Raw genomic sequence first — 18241 nt, 5'->3', positions numbered from 1 at the left:
CCAGGGCTCTGCCCTGGACCCGCGAAAAGGCTCACCTTTTCGAAATCCGGTTTCTCGGGCCGGTCAAACCCGCGCCGCGACCCGTTCGGCCAGCAGGCACAGGATCTCGAAGGCGATGCCCGCGCCCGCCAGTGCCGTGATGCCGGCGGGGTCGAGGGAGGGGGCGACCTCGACCACGTCCGCCCCGACGAGATCGAGGCCGCGCAAAGCCCGCAGCAGGTGTAGCGCCTCCCGCGTGGTGAAGCCGCCGATCTCCGGCGTGCCGGTGCCGGGGGCGAAGGCGGGATCGAGGGCGTCGATGTCGAAGCTGAGATAGGTCGGGCCCTCGCCCACCACGGCGCGGGCTTCCGCGGCCACCTCCGGCAGGCCGCGGGCGCAGACCTCCTCCATCGCGAGGATGCGCATCCCCTGCGCCAGCGCCCAGTCGCGCTCGTCGGCCGCGTCCATGCTGCCGCGCAGGCCGATCTGGATGCAGCGGCGCGGATCGAGCACGCCCGCCTCGACGGCGCGCCGGAACGGCGTGCCGTGGGTCAGCCGCGACCCGCCATACTGCGCGTCGTCGGTGTCGCTGTGGGCGTCGATGTGGATCAGCCCGACCGGCCGGGCGGCGCTAAGCGCCCGCAGCACCGGATAGGTGATGAAATGGTCGCCGCCGACCGTAAGCGGCACGATCCCCGCCTCCGCGAGCGGCCGGTAGAACGCCTCGATCCGCCGGGCGGTCTCGGCGGCGTCCACGGGGTTCACCGGCACGTCGCCGAGATCGGCGCAAGGCGCCAGGGCATAGGGCGCCACCCCCGTGGCGTGGTTGAGCGCCCGCGTGCCGGTGGAGGCCTCGCGCACCGCCCGCGGCCCGAGCCGCGCGCCGGGCCGGCCCGTGGTGGCGCCGTCGAAGGGGATGCCGATCAGGCCGATCTCGACCTGATCCGCCGCCTCGGCCGGATCGAGCACCGGAAGCCGCATGAAGCTCGCGAGCCCGGAGAAGCGCGGCGTCACCATCCCGGAGGCCGGCTGGAACCGCGCCAAGCGGTCCGCCCGCGTCTTGGCCCGCTCGTCCGTATCCCGATCCACCATGACGAACCTCCCCCGCGGCGTCCTCGCTCGCCGCATCAAGCCGTTCGGAGCGCTCGCCCGCAAGCCTCTCCCCGCCCGAGCCGTCGATCCCGGCGCCAGGTCCCCGTGGTCGGGTCGGGCCGACGCAGACTACGCAGAGGCTGTCCGGAGCGCGGATACATCGGCGTTCAAGGGCGTTGGCGACCCAGGCTCGTGCTACGGCCAAGTTTACGCGGCGCGCCGACTCGGTCGATAGGTCGTGCGGCGGATCGGACGACCGGCGCAGGGGGCGGGCGCACGGGACGCGCGGAGAGAGGATGACGGTTCATGGCAGCTCAGGTCGCGGTCATCGACCGTTCGGAGGCCGCGGATTGGGACGAGGCTCTCTGGCAGCAGCCCGCCGCCAACATCTACGCGTCGCGAAGCTGGGGCGCCTACAAGGGCCGGCTCGGCTGGAACGTCCGGCGGGTGGCCCTGTGCGACAACGGTGAGGATCTCGCCTACATCCAGTACCAGGAGCGCCGCAGCGGGCCGCTCCGCCGGGTTCTCGTGCAGGGCGGGCCGGTTCTCACCCCGCGCGGTCAGTCGCGGGCGGAGGCGGTGCTCGCCGCCTTCCTCGACCATCTCGCCCTGCGCCCGGCGGATCTGCTCGCGGTGAAGAGCTACCGGCCCCAGGATCCGGAAGGGGTCACCGCCCTCCTGTCGCACCGCTTCGTGCCCGTGGTCACGGCCAAGGATCACACGATCGAGCTCGACCTGACGCCCGGCACGGCCGCGCTCCTGGCCGCGTCCGACCGGCGCTGGCGCCGGGAGGTCAAGAAGGCGGAGGGCCAGCCCGATCTCACCGCCGTCTTCCTGACGGATCCGGACGAGCGCCTGCGGGCCTTCGACACCTTCGTGCGGATGTATGCCGCCCTGCAGCAGCGCAAGGGCTTCTCGAACGATCTCGACACGAACGCCTATCGCGACCTCGCGGCGTCCGATCCGCACCTGCTCTTCCTCGAGATCCGCGAGGGCGGGGAGCCGATCCTGGTGCGCATCGTCCACACCGCGCGGGACCGCTGGACCGATTTCTTCACCGCCTCGAACGAGCGGGCGCGGGCGACCGGCGCGGCCAGCTTCGCCGTGTGGCGGATCGTCGAGCGCGCCCGCGAGGAGGGCGCCAGCCGCTTCGATTTCGGCGGCGTCGATCCGGCCGACAACCGCGGCGTCTTCGACTTCAAGCGAGCCTTGAGCCGCAACGTGGTTCAGGGCGGCCCGACCTGGATCTACGCGCGCAACACCTTCGTCCGCCGCGCCGCCGCGACCGCCCTGTTCCTGCGCTCGGTCTGAACGCAGAAGGGCAGGGGCAGAAGGGCAGGGGTCTGCGGCACCCCTGCCCTGACGAAGTCGCGAGCCTTGCGTCGCGGCTCAACCCCGCTGCTTCGAGCGCAGGCTGCTCGTGTCGCCCGAGGTGTTCGTCATCGGACCGGCGGGGCCGCTGGAATTGGCCTCCTCCTCGCCGGCACGGCCTCCGCTTTGGCGGGCGCCGACATGGTCGTGGTACTGCTCGGTCTGGACGTGGCGGCTGTCGAGGCCGCGTTCGTCGGAGTGCCGGGACTTGTCGCGGTTGCTCAGCACCTCGTTCTCGCCGAGGATGCCCTCGGGCAGATCGGTCATCGCGCCGCTGCCGTCGCCCTTGCCCTGCGCGCCGGGGCCCATGCTGTGCCGGTCGGCCTTGGCCATGATCTCGCTCCTGTCGCTGTGAGTGGCGTGGAGGAACGATCTGGGCACTGGACCGAAGAGAGCAAGCTGAGCAGAAGAAAACTTAAAGGTCTCTCGCCGAGGAACATTTTTGCATCCCAGGCGAGCGGCGCGTTCTTGCCTGGTCGTCGATAGGCGTTGCTCAGTGCGACTGGGCCGCCAGCAATTCCGCGAACCGCGCCACCAGCCGCCGTCCGACTTCCTCTTTGCCGAGCTTGGGCCACGTCTCGACGCCGCCTTCGCGCCCCACGAGATGCACCGTGTTCTCGGTGCCGCCCATCACCCCGCCCTCCGCCGAGACGTCGTTGGCCACGATCCAGTCGCAGCCCTTGCGCGCAATTTTCGTCCGCGCGTTGTCGAGGACCGCGTCGGTCTCGGCGGCGAAGCCGATGACCAGGGGCGGGCGCCCCTCGGTGCGGCCGGCGATGGTGGCGAGGATGTCGGGATTCTCGACCAGTTGCAGCGGTGCCGGCGCAGTGCCGTCCTTCTTGATCTTGCCCGCCCGCATCTCGGCCGGGCGCCAGTCGCCGACCGCGGCGGCAAAGATCGCCAGATCGGCTGGCAGCGCCGCCTCGACCGCGGCGAGCATCTCGCGAGCGCTCTCCACCCGCACCACGCTGACGCCCTCCGGATCGGGGATTGTTACCGGCCCCGAGACCAGCGTGACCCGCGCACCGGCTTGCGCCGCGGCGGCGGCGACCGCGTGGCCCTGGCGGCCCGAGGAGCGGTTGGCGAGGTAGCGCACCGGATCGATCGGCTCGTGGGTCGGCCCCGAGGTGACGAGAACGTGCCGCCCCGCCAGCGGTTTTTTGGACGGCTCGCGCCCGGCCAGGAAGCCGAGGCCGGGGCCCTCAGTACGCTGCGCCAGCAGGGTTTCGAGGGCGTCGGCGATCTCGTGCGGCTCGGCCAGCCGCCCTGGACCGAATTCGGCCTCGGCCATGGCACCCTCGTTGGGGCCGACGACCGCGACGCCGTCGGCCTTCAGCGTCGCGAGGTTGCGCTGGGTGGCCGGATGCAGCCACATCCGCACGTTCATCGCCGGGGCGATCAGGATCGGCAGGGTGGTGGCGAGCAGAACCGTCGAGGCGAGGTCCGGCGCGTGGCCGGTGGCCATCCGCGCCATCAGGTTGGCGGTGGCCGGCGCCACCACGATCGCGTCGGCGTCCCGCGCGAGTTTGATGTGGCCGATATCGGCCTCGCTCTCCCGATCGAACAGGTCGGTATGGGTCCGCTCCCCGGCGAGCGCGGCGGCGGCCAGCGGGGTGACGAATTCCTGGGCCGAGTCGGTGAGCAGGGGGCGCACCTGCGCCCCACGCTCGCGCAGGCGCCGGATCAGGTCGAGCGCCTTGTAGGCGGCGATCCCACCGCCGACGATCAGCAGGATACGGCGGCCGGCGAGGGGTTTTTCGAGCGGAGACGACATCGGCGCAGAACGGGGATTTGTGGGGCGCGCGTCAAGGGGAGGATATTCGACGCAGCGTGAGCTGAAGCTTCAGAAAAGAGGTCGGCGGGCGGTGTGCCGCACGCTGCGGATGATGATTTCGCCGTTTCCGATGCGATAGGTTAGCACGTAAGGATAAGGTGACGCGACGATGCGCCGGACGCCGCGCCTTGTCGTCGCCTGCCCTGCAGACGGATGTTCTAGCAACAGAAGCATCAGATCCTGCAGGCGTGCCTGCACATGGTTCGCACCCTGCGGATTATGCTGGGCAACATAAGCGAGTGCCTGATCGAGTTGACGCGCGGCAGGGCGTGTGAGGCGCAGCTTCACAAGTCACACTGCTCACAGACCGTACTTGGCCCAGATCGCGCGCACTTCGTCGTCGGTCGCAAAATCGCCGCGTGCTTCGGCGGCATCGGCCTCATCCTGCTCCGCCTCCTCCTCCGGAGTGAAGCGGTAGACGGCCTGTTCCTCGCTCGCATAGCTCAACACCAAGCGCGCGATGGCGTCCTGCGCCTCGGGTGGCAGGTTGCGGACGGCGGTGATCGCCTTGTCGAGAAGGTCGGTCATGATGTGGGAGTGTAGGGGAAATCCGGCGGCTGAGAAGGGCCCTCACCGGAAGGCCAGCACCAGCGCCCCCACGGCGATCCCCCACAGGGCCAGGGTGGTCAGGAGCGCGTGACGGCGCTCCAGCTTGACCAAGCGCTCGATCGCCTTGGTGTCGCGCGTTCCCTCCTCGTCGAGGCGGATCATGATGCGGCGGATGCGTTGCGCGATGTCGGGGATGTCGGAGACGACCTCGGCGAGCGTCATCGCGGCACGTGCCCCGCCCTCCAGCCGGCCGACGGGGCCGAGATGGCGGGTGATCCACGAGCGCACCACCGGCTCGGCGCCGGTCCACATGTCGAGCTGCGGATCGAGCGAGCGGGCGACGCCCTCCACCACCACCATGGTCTTTTGCAGCATCACCAGCTCGGTGCGGGTGCTCATGTCGAACAGGGCGGTCACGTCGAACAGCAGCGTGAGCACCTTGGCCATGGAGATCTCGTCGGCCCGGCGCTGGTGGATCGGCTCGCCGATCGCCCGGATGGCTTGCGCGAAATCGTCCACCGAGTGGTGGCGCGGCACGTAGCCGGCCTCGAAATGCACCTGGGCGACGCGGCGGTAGTCGCGGGTGATGAAGCCGAGCAGGATCTCGGCGAGGAAGCGCCGCTCGGCATGGCCGAGCCGGCCCATGATGCCGAAATCGACGGCGACGAGCCGCCCCTGCGGATCGACGAACAGGTTTCCGGGGTGCATGTCCGCGTGGAAGAACCCGTCGCGGATCGCTTGGCGCAGGAAGGACTGGATCACCACCCGGCCGAGCGCCTTGGGGTCGTGGCCCGCCGCGACGATGCCGGCGCGGTCGTTGAGGCGCACGCCGTCGATCCACTCGGAGGTCAGCACGTCGCGGGCCGTCAGCGCCCATTCGGGGCGCGGCGTGCGGAAATCGGTGTCGCCCTTGGTGTTCTGGGCGAGTTCCGACATCGCCGCCGCTTCGAGCCGGAAATCCATCTCCATGGTGACGGAGCGGGCCAGGATCTCGACGACCTCGCGCGGGCGCAGCCGCTCGGCGTCGGGCAGCAGCGCGTTGACGATGCGGGCCATGAACCGCATCGCCTGCAGGTCCTTGGCGAAGCGCTCGCGCACGCCGGGCCGCATCACCTTGACGGCGACGGTGCGCTGCGTGCCGTCGGCATCGAGCACGGTCGCCTTGTGGACCTGGGCGATCGAGGCCGCGGCCACCGGCTCGCTGAAGGCGGTGAACAGGGCCGAGACCGGCTTGCCGAGTTCCGCCTCGACCACCCGCATCGCCACGCCCTGCGGGAAGGGCGGCACCCGGTCCTGAAGCCGCTCGAGGTCGCGGGCGGCGGCCATGCCGACGATGTCGGGCCGGGTCGCCAGGAACTGGCCGAACTTGACGTAGGAGGGGCCGAGCCGGGTCAGCGCGCGCTCCAGCGGGCTGGCACCCGGCGCCTCGGCGACGCCGCGCCGCTCCAGGGATCGGCCGAGTTTCAGCGCGAGCCGCAGATGCGGCGGCAATTGCGCCGGGTCGATCAGGGCGAGCCCGCCCTCGCGGGCGAGCACGAAGCCGACATGGGCGCCGCGCGCGAGGTGGAAGACGGCGCCTAGCATCCGCGAAACCTGCAAGCTGATCGCTCGAAGAAGGGGCGCGCTGGGAGGCCGACGCGAAGAGCGCCCCGCGCCGCGAGGCCCGATCCTGCGGAGCCCCCCGCGGGGACGGGTGCCAGCACCTGAGACCGGAAAAGAATCAAGAAATCTTCCAGCCGGAATGGATCGCGACGATGCCACCCGAGAGCCGGCGGTGGCTGACATGCGCAAAGCCTGCCGCCTCGATCATCCGGGCGAACGCGTCGGGAGAGGGGAACTTGCGGATCGACTCGACGAGGTACTGGTAGGAGTCGCGGTCGCCCGCCACCCGCTCGCCGATGCGCGGGATCACGTGGAAGGAGTAGGCGTCGTAGATCTTCTCCAGCACGGGGAGGTCGACGCGGGAGAATTCCAGGCACAGGAAGCGCCCGCCGGGCTTGAGCACCCGGTGCGCTTCCCGGAGCGCCACGTCGATGCGCGGCACGTTCCGGATGCCGAAGGCGATGGTGTAGCTGTCGAAGTGACCCGCCGGCAGCGGCAGCGTCTCGGCGTTGCCGGTCACGAAGTCGATGCGGCCGTCGTACTTGTGCCCCGCGCGCTCGGCGCCGACCCGCAGCATCGCCTCGTTGATGTCGAGCACGGTGACGTGGGTCTCGGGGCCGCCCGCCGCGAGCGTGCGGAAGGCGATGTCGCCGGTGCCGCCGGCGACGTCGAGGTGGTGGTAGGGCCGCGTGTGCGACGGGCGCAGCATCGAGATCAGGTGCGACTTCCAGGCCCGGTGCAGCCCGCCCGACATCAGGTCGTTCATCAGGTCGTAGCGGCGCGCCACCGAGCGGAACACGTCGTCGACCCGGGCCTGCTTCTCGGAGAGCCGCACGCGCTCGTAGCCGAAATCGGCGGTGGCGTCCGTGTCGCCGGCCCTCGCGTCCGTTCCGCTCATCCGATCCTAACCCTGCGCTCGCCCCGCAGCCGTCCACGGCTTCGGCCGAGCCTCCTTAGCGAATGCCGGATCGAACCGCCATGCGGCAGCGGGGATGCAGAGTGCGAGGAAGACCTCAGCCGCGCAGCGGACCGCCGACGAGCCAGGCCGGGTCGAACCAGCGGTCGGCCTCGCCGTCGTAGGGGAGGCGCGTGACGTCCCAGTGCTGGATGTAGCGGGCGTAGACGTTCCAGACCGCGATGCCGCCGCCGACGAAGATGCGGCGGCCGGGATAGCGGGCCAGCACCGCTTCCGGGTCCTCGTGCGAGCGGATCACGTCGATGGTGCGGTCCTTGAACGCGAATTCCGGCACCGAGGCCACGGTCTTCGGCCCGGCGATCAGAACGTGGCCCATGGTCAGCGCGAAGAAGCGCGTCACGTCCTCGACGAAGAGCGGATCGGTGTTGCCCTCCCAGGGGAGGTGCCCGTTGAGGCCGAGCTGGCCCCGCTGGCCGATGGCGCAGATGCAGCGGACGTCGATCATGGCTGAAACCCTACAAGCCGAAGAGGAGGGGCCGAAGAGGATGGGCCTAAGAAGACAGGCTCCGCCGTCACCCGCCGGGGCCTTGGCCCCGGCCCCCCTTACTGGGGAGACTGGAAATCCAGAACCCGGTCGCTGGGGAAATCGTAGAGTTTGCCCGTCTCGTTCCATGCGGGCGAGGCGAGACGCACGAAATGCGGGGCCAGCTCCTCCGGGGTCTTGAGCGTGGCCGGATCCTCGCCCGGCATCGCCGCCGCGCGCATGCGGGTGCGCAAGGGTCCCGGATTGAGCAGCATGGCGCGCACCCCTGTGCGCTCGTTCTCGGCAGCGTAGGTGCGCACCATCGCCTCCAGCGCCGCCTTCGAGACGGCGTAGGCCCCCCAATAGGCCCGGCATTTCGCCGCTGCGCCGGATGAGACGAAGATCGCGCGGCCCGCATCCGAGCGCTGCAGGAGCGGATCGAACGAGCGGATCAAGCGCCAGTTGGCGGTGACGTTGATCGCCATCACCTGATCCCAAGCCTTGGGCGTCACGTGCGAGATCGGCATCAGGTTGCCGAGGATGCCGGCATTGCCGACCACCGCGTCGAGCCGGCCCCAGCGCTCGTGGAGCGCCGCACCCAGGCGGTCGATCGCATCGAAATCGGTGAGGTCGAGGGGCACCAGCGTCGCTTGGCCGCCCGCCTGCCGGATCGCGTCGTCGAGCTCTTCCAGCCCGCCCTGCGTGCGGGCCACCGCGACGACGTGGGCGCCGGCTCCTGCCAGCGCGAGCGCGGCGGCGCGGCCGATGCCGCGCGAGGCGCCGGTGACGACGGCGACGCGGCCGTCGAGGATCTTCTCGGCCATCGGCTCAGTCCGCCTCGGCCAGCATCGCGAAGCGCTTCGGCCCGGCTATGGCCAGATCGGTCAGGCCGGTCGGGTAGTCGCCGGTGAAGCAATGGTCTGTGTATTGCGGGCAGGCGGCGTTCCGCTCGGTCTCGCCCATCGCCCGGTAGAGGCCGGGGATCGACAGGAAGGCCAGCGAATCGGCGCCGATATATTTGCGCATCGCCTCGAGGTCGTGGGTGGCGGCCAGGAGCTTCTCGCGCTCGGGCGTGTCGATGCCGTAGAAATCGGGATAGGTGATCGGCGGCGAGGCGATGCGGAAATGCACCTCGCGGGCGCCGGCGTCGCGCATCATTCGCACGATCTTCACCGAGGTGGTGCCGCGCACGAGGCTGTCGTCGACGAGCACGATGCGCTTGCCCTCGACCGCGGCGCGGTTGGCCGAGTGCTTCATCCGGACGCCCAGTTCGCGCACGGTCTGGGTCGGCTGGATGAAGGTGCGCCCGACATAGTGGTTGCGGATGATACCCATCTCGAAGGGCAGGCCCGCTTCCTGGGCGAAGCCGAGTGCCGCCGGCACGCCGGAATCCGGCACCGGGATCACCACGTCGGCCTCGGGCAGGGCCTCGCGGGCGAGTTCCTGGCCGATGGCCTTGCGCACGCCGTAGACGCTCTTGCCGTTCACCACCGAGTCGGGGCGGGCGAAGTAGATGTACTCGAAGATGCAGGGGCGCATCGGCCGCGCCTCCGCGAAGCGGACCGACTCGACGCCCTCCTCCGAGATCACCACCACCTCGCCGTTCTCGACGTCGCGGATGAAGCGGGCGCCGATGATGTCGAGCGCGCAGGATTCGGAGGCGAGGATGTAGCGGCCGTCGAGTTCGCCGAGCACCAGCGGGCGGATGCCGAGTGGATCGCGGGCGCCGATCAGCTTCTTGTTGGTGAGCGCGACGATGGCATAGGCGCCCTCGATCTGCTGCAGCGCGTCGATGAAGCGCTCGACGATCCGCGGTTTGCGCGAGCGGGCGGCCAGATGCAGGATCACCTCGGTGTCCGAGGTCGACTGCGTGATGGCGCCGTCGCGCACGAGGTCGCGGCGGATCGAGAGCGCGTTGGTCAGGTTGCCGTTATGCGCCACCGCTAGACCGCCGCTGGCGAGTTCGGCGAACAGCGGCTGGACGTTGCGCAGGATGGTGCCGCCGGTGGTCGAGTAGCGCACGTGACCGATGGCCGAGCGGCCGGCGAGCCGCTCGATCGTGCCGCGGTCGGAGAAGTTGTCGCCCACGAGGCCCTGGCGGCGCTCGGAGTGGAACACGCCCTCGTCGTAGGAGACGATGCCCGCCGCCTCCTGGCCGCGATGCTGCAGGGCGTGCAGGCCGAGCGCCACGATCGCCGAGGCGTCGTCGTGCCCGTAGATGCCGAAGACGCCGCATTCCTCGCGAAGCGTGTCCCCGTCGATGTCCAGATCCCGGACGTCGGCGCTCGCGCTGACAGCTGACATGTCGATCTCGAATCCTGGAGGCGCGGAGCGAACCGCAGCCTCACGTCCGGCACGGCGGGAAACGGCCGAAGGCGCCTCCGCCCGCAGCCTCTGCCGCGAGGGATGACGCCGGGACCGTCGTGAAACCGTTACCTAGGCTCGGATCGCGTCGCAACCAAGACCGATTCCAGCATATCGTGCGCAATCCGGCTGCGTTGCCGGTGCAACGCAGATTTCGGATTTGAGCCGTGGTTCAGCGCTTCGGCGCCGGGCCCGCATCGCTGCGGCGCTGGGCGGGGAGATCGGTCTCCGGCGGCGGCTCCTCGGCCGGTCCGTCACCCTTCGGCTTGCGGAACTGCTTGAGGAAGCCTTCCGGGTTGTCGGGCAACTGCGCCACCAGCGCCTCGCCCGAGCTTTCGAGCAGCGACCGGCTCTTGGCCTGCGCCGCCCAGTCCGGAACCTTGCCCTGGACCAGCCAAGCCAGGAACACCCAGCCGATCACGCAGATCAGGAAACCGCGGCCGGCCCCGAACAGGAAGCCGAGCGAGCGGTCGACGGCGCCGATGCGCGAATCGAGCACGAGGTCGGAGATCTTCACCGTCACCAGCGAGACCACGATCAGGGTGGCGAGGAAGATGGCGGCGATGGAGGCCACCAGCGCCACGGTGTCGCTGGAGATGTGCTGCTTGACGGTGGGCAGGAGCAGCGGGTGCAGCGACCACGCCACGGCGGCGGCGGCCACCCAGGCAATGATCGCGAGCACCTCGCGCGTCACGCCGCGCACGGCGGCGAGCAGCGCCGAGACGAGCACGATGCCGAGCACCACGAGGTCGAGGACGGAAAACGGCATCGCAGGATATGGTTCGCTGGGGCGGGACGGGGCAGCCTTGCCCGGACGACGACGGCTCCCCCGGGCCGCGCATCCGCTCTGGTCTTTAACCATATACCCCGGCGAACCTCGGCCGTCACCTTCGGGGCGTGCGCGTTCGTGCGGGCGTGTCCGAACAGTCCGGCCCGAACCGCCCGGGGCGATCGGGCGAGCCGAAGCCCGCATGGGCCGGGCGCCGGAGCTCGGCCCCCGGGATCGGCATTCCGGCCCGGATCCGATCCTCGAAGAAATCGGATCACGAGAGCAAGCTCTCCCGCCTCCGCCTTACTGGCGCGCAGGATGTTTCACGAATCCGTTGAAAGTGAAAAGCTTCTTCCAAGCAATCTCGGCTATAACCGAAGTATTCAAGATACGAACGAGGGTTGACGAGGATGGCCGGTACGATCGACAGGCGCGGCTTCCTGCGGGGATCCGCGGTCTTCGCGGCCGGCGCCGCCGCCGGTTTCGCCTGCATCGAGATCGCCAGCGCCGCGCCGATCGCGGTGCCGACGGTCGATAAGCTGTCCCTGCGCGTCCTGATCGACTCGGCCCACGACCAGTTCCTGAAGCCCGCGACCGTCCAGGGCGTGCTGCACCAGCCGCCGGGCAACGGCCGCGGTGCCGATTACCGCCGGGTGCTGCACAATCAGTGGGGCCTGTCCCTGTTCGCGGAATCCTGGCGGGCGGAGGAGGCGCGTACGATCCTGCTCGATTTCGGCTACAGCCCCGAGGCGCTCCTCAACAATATCGAGATCCTCAAGGTCGATCCGACCAAGGTCGATGCGCTGATCGTCAGCCATGGCCATCACGACCATTACGGCGGCCTGACCGGCTTCCTCGACAAGTACCGGAGCGCGCTGGCGCCCGACCTGAAGCTCTATGCCGGCGGCGAGGACAATTTCTGTCACCGCCTGAGCCCCGTCGGCACGACCGGGCAGTTCACCGATTTCGGCCAGCTCGACCGGCGCGAACTGACGGCGCAGCGGATCTCGACCGTGCTGTGCGAGACGCCGACGGTGGTCGCCGGCCACGCCTTCACCACGGGGCAGATTAAGCGCTCCTCCATCGAGCGCATCCTGCCCAACACCTTCGTCGAGCGCGGCATCAAGGACGGCCTCGGCTGCGATGCCAGCCACTATTCGCCCGCCGAACTGCAGGGGAAGATCATCCCCGATGAGCACGTCCACGAGCACGCCACCTGCTTCAACGTGCGGGGCAAGGGCCTCGTGGTGATCTCGTCCTGCGGCCATGTCGGCATCGTCAACTCGGTGCGGCAGGCACAGGAGGTTTCCGGCGTGGAGAAGGTGCACGCCATCGTCGGCGGCTTCCATCTCGGCCCCGCGCCGAAGGAGTACCTGACCCAGGTCGTTGGCGAGATCCGCGCCCTCAAGCCCGATGTGGTGATCCCAATGCATTGCAGCGGCCTGAACTTCGCGCTCGAGGCGCAGGCGCAGATGCCGGAGAACGTCATCGTTCCGACGACCGGCAGCCGGCTCGTCTTCAGTGCGTAACCGGGCGCTCGCGGCCGTGCTGCTCGGCCTGCTCGGCATGGCCGGGGCCGCGCGCGGCGAGACCCCGCCGCGCCGCTCGGCCGCCGAACTGATGGACGTCCTGATGTGGAACCGCGAGCCGGTCGGCGGTCCGTTCGCGCTGACCGATCAGGCCGGTCGGCCCCGCACGGAGGCCGATTTCCGTGGCCGCCTCCTCCTCGTCACCTTCGGCTACACCGCCTGCCCGGATGTCTGCCCCACGGAGTTGATGGAGATCGGCCGGGCGCTCACGCTGCTCGGCCCGGAGGCCGACGCCGTCCAGCCGATCTTCATCACGCTCGACCCCGAGCACGACACGGCCGCGCTGCTGGCGGAATACTTGCCGAACTTCCATCCGCGTCTGGTCGGCCTGACGGGCAGCGAGGCGGCGATCCGCCGTGCCGCCGATGCCTACAAGGTCTATTACGAGACGAGCCCGCGCCCCGAGGGCGGCCGGGCTGTCGAGCATTCCGCCTTCATCTATCTGATGGACCGCTCGGGGGCCTATCTCGGCTTCTTCCCGCCCGGCACCTCGGCCGAGCGGATGCTGACGATCCTGCGGCCGCACCTCGCCGCGCGGCCCGCGCCGGAATAGAGCATCGTCCCGAAGGCCGGCCGCCGGCTTTTTTCGAAAAAGACGATGCTCTCGATCGCGCTACATCTCCTCCTCGTGGCGCACGGCCCGCTGGCGACCTCCGCCGCGCCGCGGCGCGCCCGAGGCGATGCCGGCGACGAGATCGGCGATGTGGCGCAAGGCGTCCGTCGGCAGCGCCCGGTCGCCGGTCTCGCCGCGCCCCTGCGGGGTGATCGCCTTGCCGAAGCCGAGCTTCAGCGCCTCCTTCAGCCGGGCGGGCGCCTGCGAGACCGGCCGCACCGCCCCCGACAGGCCGAGCTCACCGAAATAGACTGAATCGGAGGGCAGAGCCGACTCGGAGAGCGAGGAGACGAGCGCGGCGGCGACCGCGAGATCGGCCGCGGGCTCGGAGATACGAAGCCCGCCCGCGACGTTGAGGTAGACGTCGTGGCCCCCAAGGCGGATGCCGCCATGGGCCTCCAGCACGGCGAGCACCATCGACAGGCGGTTGGGGTCCCAGCCGACCACGGCCCGGCGCGGCATCCCGAGCGAGGAGGGGGCGACCAGCGCCTGGATTTCGACGAGCAGCGGTCGCGTGCCCTCCATCCCGGCAAAGACCGCGGTGCCCGGCGCGGCGTGGTCGCGGCCCGCCAGGAACAGGGCGGAGGGGTTGGGCACCTCGGCAAGCCCCGCATCGGTCATCTCGAACACGCCGATCTCGTCGGTCGGCCCGAAGCGGTTCTTCACCGCGCGTAAGATTCGGAAATGGTGGCCCTGGTCGCCCTCGAAGGAGGCGACCGCGTCGACCATGTGCTCGACCACGCGCGGCCCGGCGATCTGCCCGTCCTTGGTGACGTGGCCGACGAGGATGACGGCCGTGCCGGTGGTCTTGGCGAAGCGGATCAGGGCCTGGGCGGAGGAGCGCACCTGGGTGACGGTACCCGGTGCCGATTCCACCGTCTCGGTCCACATGGTCTGGATCGAGTCGATGATGGTCAGCGCCGGCGGGTGCCCCTGCGACAGCGTCTCGACGATGTCCTCGACATTCGTCTGCGCGGCGAGTTCCACCGGATACTTCGCGAGGCCCAGCCGCTCGGCGCGCAGCCGCACCTGCCCCACCGCCTCCTCGCCGGAGATATAGGCGACGCGCTCACCGGTTTTCGCCATGGCGGCCGAAGCCTGCATCAGCAGCGTCGACTTGCCGATGCCGGGATCGCCGCCGAGCAGGATCACCGAGCCGCGCACGAAGCCGCCGCCGGTCACCCGGTCGAGCTCGTTGATGCCGGAGGCCGTGCGCGGCGCCTCCTTGGCCTCGCCGGTCAGCCCTTCGAGGGGGAAGACGCGGCCCCGCGCCCGCGACGGGCGGGTCGCGGCCGGGCCGGATTGGGGGCCGGTGGAGGCGACCTCCTCCTGGATCGTGTTCCAGCCGTTGCAGGCCTCGCAGCGCCCGCGCCAGCGGTTGTAGACCGCCCCGCAGGACTGGCAGACGAAGGTCTGTTGGATCTTGGCCATTCGGGGAGGAGGGCGTCTGTGAAGGAGGCCGGCGGGTCGGCGTCGGTCACTCTACATAAGAGCGAACATAACGGGAACCCAGCCCCGTCAGGATCTCGTAGCCGATCGTGCCCGCGGCGCGGCCCACTGTATCGATGTCGAGCTCATCGCCGATCAGTGTGGCGGTGCCGCCGCGGCGCGCCTCCGGTGCATCGGTGACGTCGAGGATGATGAGGTCCATCGAGATCAGGCCGGCGATCGGGCAGGCCACGCCACCGACCAGCGCGTGGCCGCTGTTGCTGGCGGAGCGGGGATAGCCATCGGCGTAGCCGAGCGAGAGCGTGGCCAGCCGCCGGGAGGTAGGGGCCTGCCAGCGGGCGTTGTAGCCGCAGGTCTCGCCGGCCGCGACGTCGCGGACCTGCAGGATCGTCGCCTCCAATCGCACCACCGGCCGCATCGGGTTCGCCCGTCCGGGCTCCGGGTTGCCGCCGAACAGGGAGTAGCCGGGCCGCAGCAGGTCGTGGCGGGCGGCCTCCGCGAGGCAGGTGCCCGAGGAATTGGCGAGCGAGGCGCGCAGGCCTGGAAAGGCGGCCCGGATGCGGGCGAAATCGGCGGCTTGCCGCGCGTTGAGGGCGTCGTCCGGTGCTTCCGCGCTGACGAGGTGGCTCATCACGAGGTCGATGCCGGCCCGCGCGATCACCGGATCGCCGGCCAGCGCCAGAGCCTCCGCGACGGGGAGGCCGAGCCGGTTCATGCCGGTATCGACGTGGAGCGCGGCCGGCGACGCGCCGTCCGTGGCGGCGGCCCATTCGAGGAGTTCGTCACGGTCGCCGAGGACGGGGCGCAGGTCGTAGGCCCGGAACGCCTCGACGCTGCCCGGAGGCAGACCGTTGAGGACGTAGATCACCGCTTCCGGCAGGATTTTCCGCGCCGCGACGCCCTCGGAGAGGTGCGCCACGAAGAACGTGCGGCAGCCCGCCCGCCACAGGGCCGGCGCAACCGCGGCGAGGCCGCAGCCATAGGCGTCGGCCTTCACCACGGCGCCGCACTCCGCCTCGGGCGCGCAGGCCGCGAGGGTTCGCCAGTTCGCGGTCAGCGCCGCGAGATCGACGGTCAGGCGGGCGCCGTGGCCTGGCGACACGAAGCGGTCTCCGGAAATGGTCAGGACTCCCCGCCCTCCGGCGGCCAGGGCACTGGCCGCTTCATGATCGCCTCAAAGGTGTAGGGGCATTCGACCGGAAAAACGTCGTCGTCGAGGCCGGTCTCGCCGGCTGCCTCGATACGCGCCCGGCGATACGCATCGCGAACGGCGCCCGGCAGGCGATGCTTCAAGCTCGGGGAACGTTCGAGAAGAAGCTCGGCATCGACGCGCTTGACGCGGATGGAGACCGTCCAGCTTCGCGAACGCCGCTCGGGCTGATGATCCCACTTCAAGAGATGCATCAGGATGATCCGAAAGGCGCTCTCCAGCTTGTTGTAGATCTCGCCGCCCAAGTCCTCGATCTCCTCGGCCAGATTGAGCGCATCCAGGGCGGCGAACTGCCCGCGGCGGAGCGCCTGAGCCTGCTCGTAGGCCCAGGCATAGAGGTCACGGTCGAGGTGGTCGGGCCCCGTGCGGGCATGCGCGGCCTCGGCCATGAGACGCGCGAGGGGCTCGGCGAGGGCCGAAGGCGGAGCTTTTGCGACAAGCGCGATGAGGTAGCGATCGGCCGGACCTCCATCCGGCGCCACGTCGCTGACCCGCGGTAGCACCGAGCCGGGCGACACAGGCCGGCCCTCTTCGAGGAGGCGGCATGCCACTTCGAAGACACCGCGATGGAGCCGCTCGGTCCAATCCTCGTCGCGCAGGATCGCGGCGATCCGGCCATAGACGGCGGGCTCGGCCAGGATGAGCCCGACAAGCTGCTGCTCGGCCTCGAAGACCTCGTTCAGCGTCGGTGGCGCGGGTGGCCGCGCCTGCGGTGCGAGAGCCAAGGGAAGCTCCGATCAATCAATCCTGATTGACCTTATCACATCTGCTCGGGCATCCGGTCGCTCTGCGCCAGATTCGAGAACCGGGTGATGTTGGCGTCGAACTGCAACTCCACCGTGCCGGTCGGGCCGTGGCGCTGCTTGCCCAGGATGACCTCGGCCTTGCCGTGGACGCGCTGCATCTCGGCTTCCCAGGCGAAGAACTCCTCCGTGCCCTCGCGCGGCTTCTTGTTGCCGACGTAATATTCCTCGCGGAACACGAACATCACCACGTCGGCGTCCTGCTCGATCGAGCCGGATTCGCGCAGGTCCGAGAGCTGCGGCCGCTTGTCGTCGCGGTTCTCGACCTGACGCGAGAGCTGCGACAGGCCGATGATCGGCACCGCCAGCTCCTTGGCCAGCGCCTTCATGCCGGTGGTGATCTCGGTCATCTCCTGCACGCGGTTGTCGCTCTTCTTGCCGGAGCCGGAGAGGAGCTGAAGGTAGTCGATGATGAGGAGGTCGAGGCCCTTCTGGCGCTTGAGGCGCCGGGCGCGGGCGGCGAGCTGGGCGATCGAGATGCCGCCGGTCTGGTCGATGTAGAACGGGATCGTCTGCATGTCCCGCGCCGCATCGGTGATCTTGTAGAAGTCCTCGGGGCGGATGTCGCCGCGGCGGATCTTGTAGGAGGGCACGCCGGACTGCTCGGCGATGATGCGGGTCGCCAATTGCTCGGCCGACATTTCGAGCGAGAAGAAGCCGACGATGCCACCATTGACGGTCTGCATGGTGCCGTCGGGCTGCTTCTCGCCGCGATAGGCCTTGGCGATGTTGAAGGCGATGTTGGTCACCAGCGAGGTCTTGCCCATGGCCGGGCGCCCCGCGAGGATGATCAGGTCGGAGGGTTGCAGCCCGCCCATCTTGGCGTCGAGGTCGGTCAGCCCCGTGGAGATGCCCGAGAGCTTGCCGTCGCGCTGGTAGGCTTTCGCCGCCATGTCGATGGCTGCGGTCAGCGCGTCGGAGAACTTCTGGAAGCCGCCGTCGTACTTGCCGGATTCGGCGAGTTCGTAGAGCCGGCGCTCGGTCGCCTCGATCTGGTCGCGGGGCCGGGACTCGACCGGCGCCTCGAAGGCGCCGTTGACCAGATCCTCGCCGATGGTGATGAGGCGGCGGCGGATCGCCAGATCGTAGATGGTGCGGCCGTACTCGCCGGCGTTGATGACGGTGGTGGCCTCCGCCGCGAGACGGGCGAGGTACTGCATCGGCGTGACGCCGCCGAGATCGGCATCGCCCAGATAGGTCTTGAGCGTGATCGGCGTGGCGAGCTTGCCCGCCTTGATCAGCGAGACCGCGACTTCGAAGATCTGGCGGTGGACCGCCTCCATGAAGTGCTCGGGCAGCAGGAAGTCCGAGACGCGGTAATAGGCGTCGTTGTTGACCATGATCGCGCCGAGCAGGGCCTGCTCCGCGTCGATGTTGTGCGGCGGCACCCGGTATTCGGGCTGCACCGTCTCGAGATTGGCCGTGAGGGCGTTGGGCAGGGCCATGGCGCTTGTCCGTCGCTCCGGTTCCGGGCGGCTTAACCGCCCCGTTTCATGCCCGCCGGACCTTGCCTCGGGATGGTGAAGCCTTCCTTAGCCGACCTGGTTCGAACCGGCTGCAACACGCACGCCATACGCC

Annotated in this window: 18 protein-coding genes; 3 read left to right on the top strand and 15 right to left on the bottom strand. The window is 69.7% G+C overall.

The window, feature by feature from the left end:
* Positions 1 to 63: 63 nt before the first annotated feature.
* Positions 64 to 1071, bottom strand: coding sequence for an agmatinase (speB, locus tag MFF24_RS10175; protein WP_238224369.1), 1008 nt, complete (start codon positions 1069 to 1071; stop codon positions 64 to 66).
* A gap of 306 nt (positions 1072 to 1377) precedes the next feature.
* Here speB and MFF24_RS10170 point away from each other — a divergent pair, with 306 nt between their 5' ends.
* Positions 1378 to 2382, top strand: coding sequence for a lipid II:glycine glycyltransferase FemX (locus MFF24_RS10170; RefSeq protein ID WP_238224367.1), 1005 nt, complete (start codon positions 1378 to 1380; stop codon positions 2380 to 2382).
* Positions 2383 to 2460: 78 nt separating this feature from the next.
* On the opposite strand, the gene MFF24_RS10165 is transcribed toward MFF24_RS10170, so the two are convergent.
* From MFF24_RS10165 to MFF24_RS10120, 10 genes are all read right to left on the bottom strand, one after another.
* Positions 2461 to 2775 (bottom strand): hypothetical protein, encoded by a 315-nt coding sequence (locus tag MFF24_RS10165; RefSeq protein WP_166060532.1) that lies wholly within the window; start codon positions 2773 to 2775, stop codon positions 2461 to 2463.
* 160 nt (positions 2776 to 2935) lie between these two features.
* Entirely contained in the window at positions 2936 to 4216 is a 1281-nt protein-coding gene (gene coaBC, locus MFF24_RS10160; RefSeq protein WP_238224365.1) for a bifunctional phosphopantothenoylcysteine decarboxylase/phosphopantothenate--cysteine ligase CoaBC, read from the bottom strand.
* A 69-nt stretch (positions 4217 to 4285) separates the two neighbouring features.
* Complete coding sequence (locus MFF24_RS10155) at positions 4286 to 4564, bottom strand: type II toxin-antitoxin system RelE/ParE family toxin (protein WP_108941675.1); 279 nt, start codon at positions 4562 to 4564, stop codon at positions 4286 to 4288.
* A 12-nt stretch (positions 4565 to 4576) separates the two neighbouring features.
* Entirely contained in the window at positions 4577 to 4804 is a 228-nt protein-coding gene (locus MFF24_RS10150) for a hypothetical protein (RefSeq protein ID WP_108941676.1), read from the bottom strand.
* A 42-nt stretch (positions 4805 to 4846) separates the two neighbouring features.
* Positions 4847 to 6409 (bottom strand): 2-polyprenylphenol 6-hydroxylase, encoded by a 1563-nt coding sequence (gene ubiB, locus MFF24_RS10145; RefSeq protein WP_238224364.1) that lies wholly within the window; start codon positions 6407 to 6409, stop codon positions 4847 to 4849.
* A gap of 136 nt (positions 6410 to 6545) precedes the next feature.
* A complete protein-coding gene (ubiE, locus tag MFF24_RS10140; RefSeq protein WP_238224363.1) occupies positions 6546 to 7325 on the bottom strand; it encodes a bifunctional demethylmenaquinone methyltransferase/2-methoxy-6-polyprenyl-1,4-benzoquinol methylase UbiE in 780 nt (259 codons plus the stop codon).
* A gap of 115 nt (positions 7326 to 7440) precedes the next feature.
* On the bottom strand, positions 7441 to 7848 hold the full coding sequence (locus MFF24_RS10135) for a dihydrofolate reductase (RefSeq protein ID WP_231344032.1): 408 nt from the start codon (positions 7846 to 7848) through the stop codon (positions 7441 to 7443).
* A gap of 98 nt (positions 7849 to 7946) precedes the next feature.
* Positions 7947 to 8690, bottom strand: coding sequence for an SDR family NAD(P)-dependent oxidoreductase (locus MFF24_RS10130; protein WP_108941680.1), 744 nt, complete (start codon positions 8688 to 8690; stop codon positions 7947 to 7949).
* A gap of 4 nt (positions 8691 to 8694) precedes the next feature.
* A complete protein-coding gene (gene purF, locus MFF24_RS10125; RefSeq protein ID WP_238224362.1) occupies positions 8695 to 10170 on the bottom strand; it encodes an amidophosphoribosyltransferase in 1476 nt (491 codons plus the stop codon).
* Between the two features lie 232 nt (positions 10171 to 10402).
* Positions 10403 to 10999, bottom strand: coding sequence for a CvpA family protein (locus tag MFF24_RS10120; protein ID WP_108941682.1), 597 nt, complete (start codon positions 10997 to 10999; stop codon positions 10403 to 10405).
* Between the two features lie 410 nt (positions 11000 to 11409).
* Here MFF24_RS10120 and MFF24_RS10115 point away from each other — a divergent pair, with 410 nt between their 5' ends.
* Both MFF24_RS10115 and MFF24_RS10110 read left to right on the top strand, forming a co-directional pair.
* Complete coding sequence (locus MFF24_RS10115; protein WP_108941683.1) at positions 11410 to 12528, top strand: MBL fold metallo-hydrolase; 1119 nt, start codon at positions 11410 to 11412, stop codon at positions 12526 to 12528.
* Positions 12521 to 13141, top strand: coding sequence for an SCO family protein (locus MFF24_RS10110; protein WP_238224361.1), 621 nt, complete (start codon positions 12521 to 12523; stop codon positions 13139 to 13141). Before MFF24_RS10115 ends, MFF24_RS10110 begins: the two co-directional genes overlap by 8 nt.
* A 60-nt stretch (positions 13142 to 13201) precedes the next feature.
* Here the strand turns inward: MFF24_RS10110 and radA are convergent, their stop codons facing one another.
* From radA to MFF24_RS10090, 4 genes are read right to left on the bottom strand one after another with little or no spacing between them, the layout of a single operon-like run.
* Complete coding sequence (gene radA / locus MFF24_RS10105; protein ID WP_238224360.1) at positions 13202 to 14632, bottom strand: DNA repair protein RadA; 1431 nt, start codon at positions 14630 to 14632, stop codon at positions 13202 to 13204.
* 46 nt (positions 14633 to 14678) lie between these two features.
* Positions 14679 to 15752: an alanine racemase gene (gene alr / locus MFF24_RS10100; RefSeq protein WP_238224359.1), complete on the bottom strand. Its 1074-nt coding sequence runs from the start codon at positions 15750 to 15752 to the stop codon at positions 14679 to 14681.
* Positions 15753 to 15772: 20 nt separating this feature from the next.
* Complete coding sequence (locus tag MFF24_RS10095; RefSeq protein ID WP_162940613.1) at positions 15773 to 16585, bottom strand: DUF29 family protein; 813 nt, start codon at positions 16583 to 16585, stop codon at positions 15773 to 15775.
* A gap of 35 nt (positions 16586 to 16620) precedes the next feature.
* Positions 16621 to 18108 carry a replicative DNA helicase gene (locus MFF24_RS10090; RefSeq protein WP_108941686.1) on the bottom strand — a complete coding sequence of 496 codons (1488 nt, stop codon included), beginning with the start codon at positions 18106 to 18108 and terminating at the stop codon, positions 16621 to 16623.
* Positions 18109 to 18241: the final 133 nt, after the last annotated feature.

It is taken from the genome of Methylorubrum aminovorans, assembly GCF_022179725.1.
GTDB classification, from domain to species: domain Bacteria; phylum Pseudomonadota; class Alphaproteobacteria; order Rhizobiales; family Beijerinckiaceae; genus Methylobacterium; species Methylobacterium aminovorans.
This window is presented reverse-complemented; position numbering and strand designations above follow the sequence as displayed.

What these genes read in the sequence shown, in the direction of transcription:
- speB (WP_238224369.1), bottom strand. Translation starts at nt 1,071, where the DNA reads ATGGTGGATCGGGATACGGACGAGCGGGCCAAGACGCGGGCGGACCGC.
- MFF24_RS10170 (WP_238224367.1), top strand. Translation starts at nt 1,378, where the DNA reads ATGGCAGCTCAGGTCGCGGTCATCGACCGTTCGGAGGCCGCGGATTGG.
- MFF24_RS10165 (WP_166060532.1), bottom strand. Translation starts at nt 2,775, where the DNA reads ATGGCCAAGGCCGACCGGCACAGCATGGGCCCCGGCGCGCAGGGCAAG.
- coaBC (WP_238224365.1), bottom strand. Translation starts at nt 4,216, where the DNA reads ATGTCGTCTCCGCTCGAAAAACCCCTCGCCGGCCGCCGTATCCTGCTG.
- MFF24_RS10150 (WP_108941676.1), bottom strand. Translation starts at nt 4,804, where the DNA reads ATGACCGACCTTCTCGACAAGGCGATCACCGCCGTCCGCAACCTGCCA.
- ubiB (WP_238224364.1), bottom strand. Translation starts at nt 6,409, where the DNA reads ATGCTAGGCGCCGTCTTCCACCTCGCGCGCGGCGCCCATGTCGGCTTC.
- ubiE (WP_238224363.1), bottom strand. Translation starts at nt 7,325, where the DNA reads ATGAGCGGAACGGACGCGAGGGCCGGCGACACGGACGCCACCGCCGAT.
- MFF24_RS10135 (WP_231344032.1), bottom strand. Translation starts at nt 7,848, where the DNA reads ATGATCGACGTCCGCTGCATCTGCGCCATCGGCCAGCGGGGCCAGCTC.
- MFF24_RS10130 (WP_108941680.1), bottom strand. Translation starts at nt 8,690, where the DNA reads ATGGCCGAGAAGATCCTCGACGGCCGCGTCGCCGTCGTCACCGGCGCC.
- purF (WP_238224362.1), bottom strand. Translation starts at nt 10,170, where the DNA reads ATGTCAGCTGTCAGCGCGAGCGCCGACGTCCGGGATCTGGACATCGAC.
- MFF24_RS10120 (WP_108941682.1), bottom strand. Translation starts at nt 10,999, where the DNA reads ATGCCGTTTTCCGTCCTCGACCTCGTGGTGCTCGGCATCGTGCTCGTC.
- MFF24_RS10115 (WP_108941683.1), top strand. Translation starts at nt 11,410, where the DNA reads ATGGCCGGTACGATCGACAGGCGCGGCTTCCTGCGGGGATCCGCGGTC.
- radA (WP_238224360.1), bottom strand. Translation starts at nt 14,632, where the DNA reads ATGGCCAAGATCCAACAGACCTTCGTCTGCCAGTCCTGCGGGGCGGTC.
- MFF24_RS10090 (WP_108941686.1), bottom strand. Translation starts at nt 18,108, where the DNA reads ATGGCCCTGCCCAACGCCCTCACGGCCAATCTCGAGACGGTGCAGCCC.